The organism is Novosphingobium aromaticivorans DSM 12444 (assembly GCF_000013325.1).
GTDB classification, from domain to species: domain Bacteria; phylum Pseudomonadota; class Alphaproteobacteria; order Sphingomonadales; family Sphingomonadaceae; genus Novosphingobium; species Novosphingobium aromaticivorans.
Genome location: NC_007794.1, coordinates 1,079,475 through 1,093,039 on the forward strand (window position 1 = coordinate 1,079,475; position 13,565 = coordinate 1,093,039).

Consider the following 13,565-nt stretch of genomic DNA (forward strand, 5'->3'; position numbering starts at 1 on the left):
CTGCCTTAGGCAGACACACCTTCCCGGTAGGCAGAGTGCCTTTCGGCCATCGCTTCCAGATCGGTGTCCTTCATCGCGACAACGGTGACGGTTCCGTCCGTCTGGAGCATGGAGCGGACGGTGTAGCCCTTGCCCTCGTAAAGTCGGCGGATGCCAGCCGCTGCCCGAGGAGATGCCTTGGTGAAGAATTTCTTGGCCATTACCCCAATCCTTCTACCTGTCTGAACGCCTGCGCGCGGTGGTTAGCATAGCTGGGGTTCGTTAGGAAATCTTCCAGGTCCACGTCCTTGCCGTAGGTATTCTCAACCCATTTCGAGAGTTTGGAGAAGTTCGCTGAATCGGCAATGAATTCGAGAATGCGCTCTACATGGTCGATATCGTCTGGCTGGAAGGAAAGAGTGGATTCGCCCGATACCGATGGATCGAGAACCGTCACCTGATCCTGGGCCCGAATCTCGAACCAGCCCAGCTTGACGTGGTCGCGCTCCAGGCGGTCAGCCATGACCTAGAGGTAATGCCGAAGGAAGATCCGGAAGCGGAAGATGAGGAAAAGGACAACCAGCGGCCAGATCAATGTGTCAATTATAGAGGCCCATGCCTCGGTCGGGCCGGGTAGAGAGTAGAGTACGGCCGCGATCCAACGGATGGTCCAGGGCGCATGGACAGGTTCGATCATCCTTCACCCATACCCCGCATTGCGAATGTGAAGGCTGGAGCTTGCACCGATATGGAAGAGTCTGGTCCATACGAGCGGGGCAAACGAAAACCCCCTCCGTTGCCGAAGGGGGTCTTGTGTTTCAGCCGGAGCTGAGAAGCTTATTTCTTGCCGCGCAGCTTGCGGTGGGCGCCGAGGTCGAAGACTTCGCTCGGGCCGCCGTCATTCTCGAGCAGGCCGAGGCGGCGGGCGACTTCCTGGTAGGCTTCTTCCTCGCCGCCGAGGTCGCGGCGGAAGCGGTCCTTGTCGAGCTTTTCGCCGGTGGTCATGTCCCACAGGCGGCAGCCGTCGGGGCTGATCTCGTCGGCCAGGATCACGCGGCTGTAGTCGCCGTCCCAGATGCGGCCGAATTCGAGCTTGAAATCGACCAGGCTGATGTTGATCGCCGCGAACATGCCGCAGAGGAAATCGTTCACGCGGATCGCCATCGAGGAGATGTCCTGCATTTCCTCGTTGCTGGCCCAGCCGAAGCAGGCGATGTGCTCTTCCGCGATCATCGGATCGCCCAGCGCATCGTCCTTGTAGTAGTATTCGATCAGGGTGTGCGGCAGCGGCTCACCCTCTTCGATGCCGAGGCGCTTGGAGATGGAGCCGGCGGCGATGTTGCGCACGACCACTTCGATCGGAATGATTTCCGCCTGGCGAACCAGCTGCTCGCGCATGTTGAGGCGGCGGATGAAGTGCGTGGGAATGCCGATATGGGCGAGGCGCGTGAACACGTACTCGCTGATGCGGTTGTTGATCACGCCCTTGCCGTTGATCGTGCCGCGCTTCTGCGCGTTGAACGCGGTGGCATCGTCCTTGAAGTACTGGATCAGGGTGCCGGGTTCCGGGCCCTCGTAAAGGATCTTGGCCTTGCCTTCGTAGATCTGGCGGCGACGGGACATCGTTTCGTCTTCCTGCACGGCGCCGGGTATGTCCCGGCCGGAATAAGAAACCCCGGCATCACGTGGAGACGACTCCATCGCTGCGGCCGGGGCGTTCGATTGGCCCATAAGCGAACTGGCGAAAAAGTGCAATTGCGCGGGTGCGAGTCGTGGTGGCAGCGGGCGCGCGCCGGGCCCGCGCCGAGGGCATCGCGATCCTTGCGGGGCGGCAAAGCTGCCTTTCCGGCGCATGGCTGGAACCGGCGCGCGAGGTTGGCTAGACCGGCTGCGAAGGAGATTTGCCCATGACCAGCCCCGCCGCCCGTACCGATGCGATCGCGCTGCTTGCCCGCTATTATGCCGCGTTCAACGCGGGCGACTGGCAGGGAATGCTGGACTGCCTCAGCGAGGACGTGGCGCACGACGTGAACCAGGGCGATCGCGTGGTCGGAAAGGCCGCGTTCGCCGAATTCCTGAAGCACATGGAGCGCTGCTACAAGGAGCGCCTGGAGGGCATCGTGCTGATGGCGAGCGAGGACGGCACCCGCGCTGCGGCGGAGTTCGTCGTCCATGGCGCATACCTGGCCACCGACGAAGGACTGCCAGAAGCGAGCGGGCAGAAATATGTCCTGCCGGCCGGCGCGTTCATCGGCATTGAGGGCGGGAAGATCGCGCGCCTGACGATGTACTACAACCTTGCCGACTGGACCAGGCAGGTCGTGGGCGAGTGAGCATCACTGTCCGGCCACTGACCGGCGACGAGATCGCGGCGGCACTGGAAGACCTGGCGCGGCTGCGGATCGTCGTATTCGCGGCCTACCCTTACCTTTACGATGGCGATGCGGCCTATGAGGCCGAGTACCTTGCCGAATATGCGGCGGCGCCAGACGCGGTGCTGGTGGCGGCCTTCGAGGGCGGACGAATCGTGGGCGCGGCAACAGCCGCGCCGATGATGCACCAGAAGGCCGAGTTCCGCGCGCCGTTCGAGGCGCGCGGGCTGGATGTGACGCGGTTGTTCTATTTCGGCGAGAGCGTGCTGCTGCCCGAGTATCGCGGGCATGGGATCGGCCATGCCTTCTTCGACCACCGCGAGGCGCAGGCGCGAGCCTGCGGGGCGAACGCCGCGTGCTTTGCCGCCGTGATGCGGGCCGACGACCACCCGGCGCGGCCAGCGGACTACACGCCGCTCGACGCGTTCTGGACCAAGCGTGGCTATGCCGTGGTGCCCGGGCTGACCACGCAGCTTTCGTGGAAGGAACACGGCGAGGAAGCGGAGCGGGTGAACGCGATGCAATACTGGCTGCGGCAATGGTGAGCTTTACCGTTGCCGCCGCGCAATATCCGGTCGACCGCCTGGAGGGGTGGGATGCCTATGAGGCGAAGCTGACGCGCTGGGTGGAGGAGGCCGCGACGGCTGGCGCGAAGCTGGCGGTTTTTCCTGAGTATGGCGCGATGGAACTGGCGAGCCTCGATTCCGCGACGATGGGCGATCTTGCCCTGTCGATCGAGACGGTTTCCTCGCTGTTGCCGCGCGTCGATGCTCTCCATGCCGAACTGGCTGGGCAGACGGGGATGCACATTCTGGCGGCATCTGCCCCGCGCAAGGATGCCGATGGGCGCTTTCGCAACGCGGCGCGGCTGTTTGCGCCCAACGGCAGGTCCGGCGTGCAGGACAAGCTGGTGATGACGCGGTTCGAGCGTGAGCAGTGGCATATCGCGGCGGGTTCGACCTTGCGGGTGTTTGACACGGCGCTGGGGCGGCTGGCGGTGACCATCTGTTATGACAGCGAATTTCCGCTGCTGGCGCGCGCCTGCACGGAGGCCGGGGCGCAAGTCGTGCTGGTGCCGTCGTGCACGGATTCGCTCCATGGATATTGGCGTGTGCGGATCGGGGCGCAGGCGCGCGCGCTGGAAGGGCAGTGCTATGCGGTCCATTCGCCTACTGTCGGAGAGGCGGAATGGTCCCCGGCGGTCGACGTCAATCGCGGTGCGGCAGGGGTCTATGGTCCGCCGGATCGCGGGATGCCCGAAGACGGCGTTCTGGCGATCGGGGACGAAGGCGCGGCGCAATGGGTCCTTGCCGAAGTGGATACGGCAAGAGTGGCCGAGCTTCGTGCCGATGGCGGCGTGCTGAACGCCTTGCATTGGACAGAGCAGCCGGGCGCGGCTCCGCTTCCGCCGGTGGAGATCGTGGACTTGCGATAGGCGGGCGGCTATCAGGCTGGTTCGTTACGAGGGAAACCATCCGCAATGTCGCTTGATGCCGCCGAGCAGGTCCACCGGCAGTTCCTTGATGCGCTGGACAAGGGAACCGCACGACGGCGTTCCAACCTTGGGCTGAAGGATGTGGGGCTGGCGCCGGAGAGGGCGGCAGCGCTGTTCCGGTCGCAAGCGCTGTCGCGCCAGCTTGACCGGCTCAGCCGCAAATTGCAGGCGCGGGGCGAGGGGTTCTATACGATCGGATCGTCGGGCCACGAGGGCAATGCAGTGCTGGCCGAAGTGCTGCGCATGGATGACATGGCGTTCCTTCACTATCGCGACGCCGCGTTCCAGATCCACCGCGCCCACCGCGTGCCGGGCGAGAATCCGGCGTGGGACATGCTGCTGAGCTTCACGGCCAGCATGGAGGACCCGATTTCGGGCGGGCGCCACAAGGTGCTGGGATCCAAGCGGCTGTTCATTCCGCCGCAGACGTCGACCATCGCCAGCCACTTGCCCAAGGCGGTGGGCGCGGCCTTTTCCATCGGCATCGCGCGCAGGATGGGATTCGACGACACCGTGCTGTCGAAGGACGGGGTCGTGCTGTGCAGCTTCGGCGATGCTAGCGCGAACCATTCGACCGCGCTGGGCGCGATCAACACTGCGTGCTGGGCGGCGTTTCAGGGCACGCCAATGCCGATCATCTTCCTGTGCGAGGACAACGGCATCGGCATCTCCACACGCACGCCGCCGGGATGGATCGAGGCGAACTTCTCGGGCAGGGCGGGGCTGAACTACATTCCCTGCGACGGATCGGACCTTGTCGATACCTGCGCGGCCGCAAGACAGGCACTGGAGATCGCGAGGCGGCAGCGAAAGCCGGTGTTCCTGCACATGAAGACGGTGCGGCTCTACGGCCACGCGGGCAATGACGTGCAGCTTGCCTATCGCAGCAAGGAGGAGATCCGAGCCGAGGAAGAGCGCGATCCGCTGCTGGCGAGCGCGGCCTTGCTGATCGAGGAAGGCGTCATGTCGGCGGCGCAGGTGCGCGGCGTCTATGACGAGATCGAGGCCACGCTGGAACGGCAGGTGGAGCTTGCCATCAAGCGCCCCAAGCTGCCCGACGCGGCGGCGGTGATGGCCAGCATCGTGCCCCCCAGGCGCGAAGGGGCGGCGCGCCCTCAGGCTTCGGCGCACGAGCGTGCCGCGCTCTTTGCCGACGATGCCGCCGCGATGGACAAGCCGCAGCATATGGCGAAGCTCATCAGTTGGGCCATGGCGGACCTGCTGTTGCAGTACCCCAACGCGATCGTCTGCGGCGAGGACGTGGGGCCGAAGGGCGGGGTCTATGCCGCGACGCAAAAGCTGCACGCGCGGTTCGGATCGGCGCGGGTGATCAATACCCTCCTCGACGAGCAGGCAATTCTCGGGCTTGCCATCGGGGCTGCGCACAACGGGCTGCTGCCGATGCCCGAGATCCAGTTCCTTGCCTATGTCCACAACGCCGAGGACCAGATCCGGGGCGAGGCGGCGACACTCTCGTTCTTTTCGAACGGGCAATACACCAACCCGATGGTCGTGCGGATCGCGGGCCTGCCCTACCAGAAGGGGTTTGGCGGGCACTTCCACAACGACAACTCGCTGGCCGTCTTCCGCGACATTCCGGGCGTGGTGCTGGCGGTGCCGTCGAACGGGCGCGATGCCGTGGCGATGCTGCGCGAATGCGTGAGGCTGGCGCACGATGAAGGGCGCGTGGTCGTGTTCGTGGAGCCGATCGCGCTCTACATGACGCGCGACCTGCATGAGCCGGGCGATGGCATGTGGTCGAGCGTCTACCAACCGCCGGGCGAGGGAGAGATCGCGTTTGGCGAGATCGGCGTTTTCGACTCTGGGCGAGGCGAAGGCACCGACCTGGCCGTGGTGACCTATGGCAATGGCTTTTACCTTTCGCTCCAGGCGCAGAAGTTGCTGTCAGAGCGCGGCGTTAACGTGCGGGTGATCGATCTGCGCTGGCTGGGGCCGGTGAACGAGGCGGCGGTGCTCGATGCGGTCGCGCCGTGTTCGCGCGTGCTGGTGGTGGACGAATGCCGGATCACCGGGGGGCAGAACGAGGCGCTGATGGCCCTGCTGGCCGAGCGAGCGCCGGGCAAGGCCATCGCGCGGATGGCGGCGACCGACAGCTTCATCCCGCTCGCGCGCGCGGCAACGCATACGCTGCCGAGCCGGGACGGGATCGTGGTCAAGGTGCTGGAGATGGTGCGTGGCTAAGGAAACCGTTCTGGTCGTCTGCCCCGGGCGCGGGACCTACAACGCGCCCGAGCTTGGCTATCTGGCGCGGCATCATGCAGGGTCGGAGTGGCTCGCGCGGTTCGATGCCATGCGCGAGCAGGCGGGCAAGGAGACGCTGTCTGCGCTGGATGGTGCGGTGAAGTTCACCCCGGCCCACCTGCGCGGCGACAATGCGGCGCCGCTGATCCATGCCTGCGCTTACCTCGATTTCCTTGGCCTGGATCGCGAGCGGTTCGAGATCGTGGCCGTGACCGGCAATTCAATGGGCTGGTACACCGCGCTTGCCTGCGCCGGGGCCGTTGCGGGCGAACATGGCTTTGCCATTGCCGATGGCATGGGCGTGAATTCGCAGAAGCACGAACCGGGCGGACAGGCAGTGCTGGTGCTGGTAGACGAGGACTGGAAGGTCGATCCGGCCCTGCGGCGCGCGGTCGAGGCGGCGATGGCGCGGCATGGGGTTATGCCCTCCATCCGGCTGGGCGGGATGCTGGTCGTGGCGGGGGGCGAGGCCGCGCTCGACGCGCTGGAGAAGGACCTGCCCGCGCTGGCGCGGCCGCCGATGCGGCTGGCGGGGCACGGACCGTTCCACACGCCGCTGATGCAGGCGAGCAGCGATGCCGCCCGTGCGCAGTTTCCGGAGGAATGGTTCGGGCAGCCGCAGGTGCCGCTGATCGACGGACGCGGCAAGGTGTGGCGGCGTTTCGAAAGCGCGCGCCATGACCTGTGGGACTATACCTTCGGCCACCAGATCCTTGCGCCTTACGATTTCACTGCCGCGATGACCGTCGGCATCCGGGAGTTCGCGCCCGATCGCGTCGTGCTGCTCGGGCCGGGCGAAACGCTGGGCGGCGCCATCGGCCAGATGCTGGTCGCGCTGGACTGGCTGGACATTTCGTCGCGCGCGGTGTTTGCTGCGCGGCAGGGAGAGGATCCGTTCCTGATCGGCATGGGCAGACCCAGCCAGCGAGGTATCGTGATCCCGTGAGCCAGCCTTCAGTACTGTTCGTGTGTCTTGGCAATATCTGCCGCTCCCCGCTGGCCGAGGCGGCCCTGCGCGCGCGCGCCTGGGAGGCGGGGGTTGCCGTGACGGTGGATTCCGCAGGCACCGGAGACTGGCACGTCGGTCGCCCGCCCGATCCGCGCGCGCAGGCGGTGGCCCTGGCGAACGGCCTCGACATTTCGGGGTACCGCGCGCGGCAGGTGGCGGCGGAGGACTTCGCCCGCTTCGGGCACATCTTCGCGCTCGATCCGCAGAACCTCAAGGATCTGCGCCGCATCCAGCCGGCGCGCGCCGTTGCCGAGGTGGGCTTGCTCATGGACATCGTCCCGGGGCGCAAGGGTACGGCGGTGATCGACCCCTACTACGGCGACGAGCAGGATTTCGAGCAGGCATGGGCCGACGTGAGCAGCGCGGCCGAGCAGATCGTCCGGCGGTTCCTGCGCTAAGGCCGTAAACTCATGAATGGCACCATTCCGGCGTCCCTGCGGGATTTGACCAAAACGGCCATCTGCCGCGTCAGTCGGGCTTGAAATATCGACATATTCCTGCGCCCTCCTTCCTTGCACCTGCCGTTTTGCCTCAAACCTCGATGGCGCCATTCATGAGTTTACGGCCTAGACCCCGGTCTAGACGACGAGCAGGTTCACCCCGGCGTCCTGGAGCGCCCTGGCGGTGTCGGAAGGGATGCCGCTGTCGGTGATGATCGTATCGATTTCGTCCAGCCCGCAGACGATGGTGCCCGACTGGCTGCGGAACTTGCTGCTGTCGACGAGCAGGATGACTTCTTCCGCGCGGTCGATCAGGCGGCGCTCGGCGGCGACCAGCACGACGTCGGCCTGCATCGCGCCCTGGGGGCCGACCGCTGCCGCGCCCATGAACAGGCGCGGAGCGTGGAAGCGCGGCATGGATTCCTCGCCGGCGGGGGCAAGGATGATGTTCTGTTCGCGGAACAGCGCGCCCGAAGGCAGCAGGATACGCGTGGAAGGCTGCGGCAGCAGGGCATTGACGATGTGCAGCGAGTTGGTGAGCACCTGAAGGCCGAGGCCATCGAGATGGGGGCACATCTGAAGCGTGGTGGTGCCGCCATCGATCATCACGCCTTCGCCCGGCGTGCAGAGCGCGGCCGCCGCCTTGCCGATGGCGCGCTTGGCCGCGAGGTTCTGGGTGATCGACTGGTCGAACGGCGTGCCGAGCAGGCGCGGGGCGGTCGAACCGTCGTCCTCGGGCAGCTTGGCGCCGCCGTGGACGCGCACGATCTGCCCGGTTTCCTCGAGCCGCGTCAGGTCGCGCCGGATCGTCGCGGGGGAGGCATCAAGCCTCGCCTCGAGATCCCGATAGCTGATGAAGCCGCTTGGCTTCAGAGCATCAAGGATTAGCCGTTCCCGTTCCGCCGCGTGCATGACCCTCACGTCCCCTTCCGGCGCGCTTATGCACCGGGGAATGATCGAAATCGATCACTCTTTTCAGGCTGACGCATTCAGCATGTTCCCCGCGCCGATCACCACCGTCGCGCCGACCAGAAGGCCGATGCCGGTCCACACCAGCGTGCGCGTGCGGCCGGATGCGCCCTTCCATTCCTTCAGCGCGAAGCCCCAGAGCGTCGAAAACAGGATGATCGACGCCATGTGCAGCGTCCACGACGAGAAGCCGTATTTGCCCATCTGGCTTTCGCCCATCGTGTAGAAGAAGAACTGCCCGTACCACAGCGTTCCGCCGAGCGCGGCCAGAAGCCAGTTGGCAAGAAGGTTGGGCCGCTCGCCCGGAGCGGCATCGGCAGGGGCCGCGCCGAAGAACTGGCCGAAGCTGCGGTTCCGGGCGATCAGGTACGCGCACCACAGGGCATTGGTGGTCAGTCCGCCCGCAAGGACGATGCAGAGGACCGGCAGGCCCTGGCTGAGCGGATCGGTGCCGGCGGCGAGGGTCAGGTCCCGGATCGGCTGGCCTGCGGCCAGGCCCCAGGCGAAGCAGCCAGACATCACGCCCGAGAATACCGCGATCAGCAGGCCCTTGCGCAAGTTGAATTCGGCGACGCCTTCGGAGGCCGCGCCGCCCAGTTCGGCTTCCTTGGCGCTGCCGGCGCGCGCCACCACGACGATGCCCACTAGCGTGACGAGAATGCCGAGCAGGGTCAGCTTGCCACTGGTCGTCGCGGCAATCTGGCCAAGCGTACCGTCGAATATCGGCGGGCCCATCGTGCCGATTACCGTGGTAAGGCCAAGTGCCACCGCCATGCCGAGCGAAAGCCCGAGATAGCGCATGGTCAGCCCGAAGGTGAGGCCGCCGAAGCCCCACATCGCGCCCCAGAACCAGCACCAGAACAGCGTCGAGGAAGGCGCGGACGAAAGCACGCCGAGAAGGTTGTTGGTGCGCAGCGAGGCGAAGAGCCACGGCGCGATGGCCCAGGAGAACAGGCCGCCCGCGAGCCAGAAAACCTCCCACGACCAGAGCTTGATGCGCTTGTACGGCACGTAGAAGCTGGCCGACGAGAAGCCGCCCAGCCAGTGGAAGATCACGCCCAGTGCGGGGTTTGCGCCCATCGGTATCCTGTCCCTTCGTTCTTTTATCTGCTGGCGAGGATCGAGCGGTCGATCTCACCGATGTTCTTCACGCCGGTCAGCGTCATGGCGACGCGCATCTCCGCCTCGATCAGCCGCAGCATGTGTTCGACCCCGGCCTGCCCCTGTGCCGCCAGCGCAAACACCCACGCGCGGCCGAGCAACACGCCCTTGGCGCCCAGTGCCAGCAGGCGAACGACATCCAGGCCCGAACGGACGCCGCCATCGGCGAGCACGGTCATGCGATCGCCCACGGCATCGGCGATGGCGGGAAGGGCCTTCGCGCTCGACAGCACGCCATCGAGCTGGCGGCCGCCGTGGTTCGAGACGACGATACCGTCCGCGCCGAGGTTGGCGGCTTCCACCGCATCTTCAGGATCGAGCAAGCCCTTGATGACCAGAGGTCCGTTCCATTCCGAACGGATGAAATCGAGGTCGCTCCAAGCGATGGAGCTGTCGAAGTTGTTGCGCATCCAGGCAAAGAAGTCCTCGATGCCGGTCTTGCCATCGAGCTTGCGCACGACGTTGCCGAGGCCATGCGGGCGCCCCATGACGCCGACGTCCCAAGCCCAGCCGGGCTTCATTGCACCTTGCAGGGTGCGCCGCAGCGCGCCCTTCATGCCCGACGCGCCGGCAAGGCCGGAGTGATAATCGCGGTATCGACTGCCCGGCACCGGCATGTCGACGGTGAAGACCAGGGTCGAACACTTCAGCTCGACCGCTTCCTGAAGCAATTCGCGCATGAAGCCGCGGTCGCGCGTCATGTAGAGCTGGAACCAGAACGGCTTCGATGCCGCGCCCGCGACTTCGGCGAGCGAGCAGGCCGATACGGTGGACAGCGTAAAAGGTATCCCCGCGGTTTCCGCCGCGCGCACCGCCTGGCATTCGCCGCGCCGTGCGTTCATCCCTGCAAGGCCGATTGGGGCGAGGGCGACGGGAAGGGCCACCTTCTGGCCGAACAGTTCGGTCGACAGGTCAAGTCCGGACACGTCGCGCAGCACGCGCTGGCGCAGCGCGATATCGCGCAAGTCCTCGACGTTCCGGCGAAGCGTGGTCTCGCTGTAGGAGCCGCCGTCGATGTATTCGAACAGAAAATGCGGCAGGCGGCGGCGGGCAAGCTCCCGGAAATCGGGGATCGAGGCGGCGATCATGCGGCGTTGCTCACGTAATGGGCTCCACTTTTGCAGCTTCGACCTCGGCCTGCCAGCGGTTGCGGTAGGTATCGAGATCGGCCCACGATCCGGTGTCGAGCGGTTCGATCCGAACGAGTTCGCCCTGTGGCCTCAGGCCGGGATCGATCAGGCGGAGCGCACCGAACGATACGTCGTTATGGGCGTTCGCCGTGTATACCGCACAATCCGGCCGCAGCGAGGCCAATGCCCGCACGAATACGTCTGCCTCGGCAAAGCGGCCTTCGACGAGGATGCGGCCGGTCGATCCGATGAGGTCGAGCGCGGTATCGGCGACGAGCGCGGCATAGAGGCAGGCGGCGGCGCGGCGCTCGAACCAGTCTTCGGGCCGGTTGATCCATGCGAACCGCCCGTGCGGATAGGGTCCGAAGCCGCGCATGAGCGTCGGCAGGATCATCCGTCCGTGGCGCAGGACCTCGGGAACGGCGGCAAGAAGCGCGGGCTGGTCGGGCTTGATGTCGACGCGGCGGGTGTCGATCTCGATCAGCGTCTCGATCTCGCGCCCGCCCATGAAGCGCGCGGAAGGCACCGGGCGGCCGTGGACGTCGACATTGACGAGGCAGTCGCGCGCCTCGGGCAGGGTAGCGGTATCGACCGGAGTGGCGGGCAGGCGCATGGCGATGAACCACGTGCCGGTGGACAGGACGGTCGCCTCGTTGTCCGCAATCTCGGCAAAGCCGCGCGCGGCGAGGAGCGCGGCGTTGGAATCATGGAGACCTGCGAGGACCTGGACATCCGGCGACAGGCCCGTCCTTTCGGCAATGGCGGGAAGGAGCGCGCCGACCGTATCGCCCGCCCGCACGATCGGGGCGAACCGCGCCGCCCAGCCCAGTCGCTTTGCCATTGGCGAGAAATCGCCGTCCTGCGGGTCCCACAAGTCGGAATGGCAACCGAGGCTGGTGACTTCGCTGACGGCCCTGCCGGTGAGGAACCACGCCCAGTACTGCGCCCAGGGCAGCAGGGTCGCGTTCGCCATGACATCGGGGTGGAGCTGGTCCAGCCACCAGAGCTGGCTGCCGATGTTGAGGCCGTCGGGCAATGCGGGGGAGCCGGTCCGGGCGAAGGGATCGCGCTGCGAGCGGTAGTCGGCCATCACGGCTTCGGGTATCGACTGCTCGTAGTCCAGCGGCGGAAAGGCGAGCCTGCCATCGGTCAGCGCTGCGATGCCCGCACCGTGGCCCACCGGGACGATGGTCGTCACTGGATGATCGGCGTAGCGGGACAGGACATCGAGCAGCCAGCGGCCGGTGTCGGGTGCATCGAGGCGGCGGATGCCATCGATTTCGAGCGGGATGCTGGGGCGCACCTGGCGGTCGAGCATCCGCCCGTCCAGATCCCAGAGGCTGACCTTGCTCAGCGTCTTGCCGAGGTCGATGACTATCGTTGCGCCCGTAGACAAGCGCTCTCTCCCACCATGCTTGAAAACGATCAATAGCAATCAATCTTGATCGTTTCCAGCATAAAAGTCGCGCGGAGAAGCGCGCGGCGCAAGCGCTGTATGCGTGGGTGCATTGTTGCACCGAACGACGTCACCAAGATTTGGGGTCAGGAAGGCTGCACCACGCAGGCTGCGAGCGCGGAGGCCCAGACCTGTCGCACCAGGTCCGATTGGCGGCTGGCGCCGGTCTTGGCCAGCACCTGGCGCAACTGGCACCGCGCCGTAGCGATGGCGATGCCCCGCGCCGCCGCGTAGTCGTTGACGTTCGAACCCGCGCAGATGGCCGCCGCCAGCGCCGCTTCGGCGGCGGTCAGACCGTAGATCTCGCCGAGCGGGGCAACCGGAGGCGTGGTCCTGGCGGATGGCCGCGATACCATTACTGCGATCGCTCCGGGAATGGCCGGTTCCATCGTGGCCAGAAGGTCTACCGCGGCGGGGCCGGCACCGAAGCGCGCGCCACCGGGCTGCCCCTGGCCTGCGCGATCGAGCAGGCATTGCAAGCGTGCCACGTCAACCGGGGCCCGAGCCACGAGCCGATCACTCTCGAGCCGCACGGCGGCGTCCTCAAGTGCGTTATGCGCGGCCCGGTTGGCGTATTGCGCCGTGCCGCCTTTGTCGGTGCACAGGACGACGCCCATGCTGAGCATGTCGAGCGCTCCCCCGGCCATGCGGCGCCATTGTCGCAACTCCTCGAATTCGCCCCCCAGGGAAACGGCCTGCGCCAGATGTGGCATGGCCTCGCGCAGCACTTGCTCGGTTTCGCTTCCGAAGGCGTCCTGGTGTTCCGCATAGAGCGCCATCAGCAGTGTTTCACCCGGCTTCAGTTCGATCCGGGCACCGATGAAGCGCCGATAGCCGAATTGCGCTTCAAGCTGGTGCAGGCGGCGCACGTCGGGGGCGGACGCATCGAGACGTTCCTCGTCGCGGAAAAAGGCAACGCCTTGCACCGGCGGGCTGAGGTAGGCCGCCATGCGCGGGTTGGTCGCATCCTCGAGCCGAGCCAGAAAGTCTCCATGTGGCAGGCAGGGATCGGCCATCGCCCATCGGGTCTGCATCCTCAGGCCTTCGCGCCGGGCCCGCTGCACCAGTATGCGCGATCCTCCCGCGCAGGCCGAGATCCTTTGCAACGTCTGCGGCCATAGGTCCGGCGCGCTGGCACACCGATACGTCTGTTGCAGCACATCTGATGGAAGCGCCGTCATGCACGGAAGCTCTCATTGGCGGGCTCGGGCCGTATTGTCATCTTCGGCCAAATTGAGTGCTGCCTGCCGTGCCGGAGCATTCATATCATCCAAATTGATGATGCGGCAGCG

At 66.0% G+C, this 13,565-nt stretch carries 14 protein-coding genes; 6 read left to right on the top strand and 8 right to left on the bottom strand.

All coding sequences use genetic code 11. The features are described 5' to 3' along the window. Positions 1-5: 5 nt before the first annotated feature. The 3 genes from SARO_RS05180 to purC all read right to left on the bottom strand — a co-directional run bounded on the left by SARO_RS05180 (position 6) and on the right by purC (position 1,602). Positions 6-200 (bottom strand): hypothetical protein, encoded by a 195-nt coding sequence (locus SARO_RS05180; RefSeq protein WP_011444698.1) that lies wholly within the window; start codon positions 198-200, stop codon positions 6-8. After that, positions 200-502, bottom strand: a complete 303-nt coding sequence (locus SARO_RS05185) for a hypothetical protein (RefSeq protein ID WP_011444699.1) — start codon at positions 500-502, stop codon at positions 200-202. Before SARO_RS05185 ends, SARO_RS05180 begins: the two co-directional genes overlap by 1 nt. 314 nt (positions 503-816) lie before the next feature. Continuing rightward, a complete protein-coding gene (gene purC / locus SARO_RS05190; protein WP_011444700.1) occupies positions 817-1,602 on the bottom strand; it encodes a phosphoribosylaminoimidazolesuccinocarboxamide synthase in 786 nt (261 codons plus the stop codon). A gap of 284 nt (positions 1,603-1,886) precedes the next feature. Here purC and SARO_RS05195 point away from each other — a divergent pair, with 284 nt between their 5' ends. From SARO_RS05195 to SARO_RS05220, 6 genes are read left to right on the top strand one after another with little or no spacing between them, the layout of a single operon-like run. Further along, positions 1,887-2,312: a ketosteroid isomerase-related protein gene (locus SARO_RS05195; RefSeq protein ID WP_011444701.1), complete on the top strand. Its 426-nt coding sequence runs from the start codon at positions 1,887-1,889 to the stop codon at positions 2,310-2,312. Further along, the gene (locus SARO_RS05200; RefSeq protein WP_011444702.1) at positions 2,309-2,896 is read left to right on the top strand and encodes a GNAT family N-acetyltransferase; all 588 of its coding nucleotides are present in this window, start codon (positions 2,309-2,311) and stop codon (positions 2,894-2,896) included. The genes SARO_RS05195 and SARO_RS05200 overlap by 4 nt, the downstream gene beginning before the upstream one ends. Beyond that, positions 2,890-3,786, top strand: a complete 897-nt coding sequence (locus SARO_RS05205) for a carbon-nitrogen hydrolase family protein (protein WP_041550174.1) — start codon at positions 2,890-2,892, stop codon at positions 3,784-3,786. The genes SARO_RS05200 and SARO_RS05205 overlap by 7 nt, the downstream gene beginning before the upstream one ends. 45 nt (positions 3,787-3,831) lie before the next feature. Next, on the top strand, positions 3,832-6,048 hold the full coding sequence (locus SARO_RS05210) for a dehydrogenase E1 component subunit alpha/beta (RefSeq protein WP_011444704.1): 2,217 nt from the start codon (positions 3,832-3,834) through the stop codon (positions 6,046-6,048). Continuing rightward, positions 6,041-7,054 (top strand): acyl carrier protein, encoded by a 1,014-nt coding sequence (locus SARO_RS05215; protein WP_011444705.1) that lies wholly within the window; start codon positions 6,041-6,043, stop codon positions 7,052-7,054. Before SARO_RS05210 ends, SARO_RS05215 begins: the two co-directional genes overlap by 8 nt. Next, a complete protein-coding gene (locus SARO_RS05220) occupies positions 7,051-7,515 on the top strand; it encodes a low molecular weight protein-tyrosine-phosphatase (RefSeq protein ID WP_011444706.1) in 465 nt (154 codons plus the stop codon). The genes SARO_RS05215 and SARO_RS05220 overlap by 4 nt, the downstream gene beginning before the upstream one ends. Before the next feature lie 180 nt (positions 7,516-7,695). Here SARO_RS05220 and SARO_RS05225 read toward each other — a convergent pair whose 3' ends face one another. From SARO_RS05225 to SARO_RS05245, 5 genes are all read right to left on the bottom strand, one after another. Next, positions 7,696-8,469 carry a DeoR/GlpR family DNA-binding transcription regulator gene (locus SARO_RS05225; RefSeq protein ID WP_011444707.1) on the bottom strand — a complete coding sequence of 258 codons (774 nt, stop codon included), beginning with the start codon at positions 8,467-8,469 and terminating at the stop codon, positions 7,696-7,698. A 63-nt stretch (positions 8,470-8,532) separates the two neighbouring features. After that, the gene (rhaT, locus tag SARO_RS05230; RefSeq protein ID WP_011444708.1) at positions 8,533-9,606 is read right to left on the bottom strand and encodes an L-rhamnose/proton symporter RhaT; all 1,074 of its coding nucleotides are present in this window, start codon (positions 9,604-9,606) and stop codon (positions 8,533-8,535) included. Between the two features lie 23 nt (positions 9,607-9,629). Continuing rightward, positions 9,630-10,775 carry an FMN-dependent L-lactate dehydrogenase LldD gene (gene lldD, locus SARO_RS05235; RefSeq protein ID WP_011444709.1) on the bottom strand — a complete coding sequence of 382 codons (1,146 nt, stop codon included), beginning with the start codon at positions 10,773-10,775 and terminating at the stop codon, positions 9,630-9,632. A gap of 10 nt (positions 10,776-10,785) precedes the next feature. Then, positions 10,786-12,213, bottom strand: a complete 1,428-nt coding sequence (locus tag SARO_RS05240) for an FGGY-family carbohydrate kinase (RefSeq protein WP_011444710.1) — start codon at positions 12,211-12,213, stop codon at positions 10,786-10,788. 146 nt (positions 12,214-12,359) lie between these two features. Beyond that, entirely contained in the window at positions 12,360-13,307 is a 948-nt protein-coding gene (locus SARO_RS05245) for a helix-turn-helix transcriptional regulator (RefSeq protein ID WP_143004778.1), read from the bottom strand. Between the last annotated feature and the right edge of the window lie 258 nt (positions 13,308-13,565).

Excerpts from the sequence above, each read along its gene's own strand:
- SARO_RS05185 (WP_011444699.1), bottom strand. The coding sequence starts at position 502 with ATGGCTGACCGCCTGGAGCGCGACCACGTCAAGCTGGGCTGGTTCGAG.
- SARO_RS05180 (WP_011444698.1), bottom strand. The coding sequence starts at position 200 with ATGGCCAAGAAATTCTTCACCAAGGCATCTCCTCGGGCAGCGGCTGGC.
- rhaT (WP_011444708.1), bottom strand. The coding sequence starts at position 9,606 with ATGGGCGCAAACCCCGCACTGGGCGTGATCTTCCACTGGCTGGGCGGC.
- SARO_RS05225 (WP_011444707.1), bottom strand. The coding sequence starts at position 8,469 with ATGCACGCGGCGGAACGGGAACGGCTAATCCTTGATGCTCTGAAGCCA.
- SARO_RS05195 (WP_011444701.1), top strand. The coding sequence starts at position 1,887 with ATGACCAGCCCCGCCGCCCGTACCGATGCGATCGCGCTGCTTGCCCGC.
- SARO_RS05210 (WP_011444704.1), top strand. The coding sequence starts at position 3,832 with ATGTCGCTTGATGCCGCCGAGCAGGTCCACCGGCAGTTCCTTGATGCG.
- lldD (WP_011444709.1), bottom strand. The coding sequence starts at position 10,775 with ATGATCGCCGCCTCGATCCCCGATTTCCGGGAGCTTGCCCGCCGCCGC.
- SARO_RS05205 (WP_041550174.1), top strand. The coding sequence starts at position 2,890 with ATGGTGAGCTTTACCGTTGCCGCCGCGCAATATCCGGTCGACCGCCTG.
- SARO_RS05245 (WP_143004778.1), bottom strand. The coding sequence starts at position 13,307 with ATGCAGACCCGATGGGCGATGGCCGATCCCTGCCTGCCACATGGAGAC.
- purC (WP_011444700.1), bottom strand. The coding sequence starts at position 1,602 with ATGTCCCGTCGCCGCCAGATCTACGAAGGCAAGGCCAAGATCCTTTAC.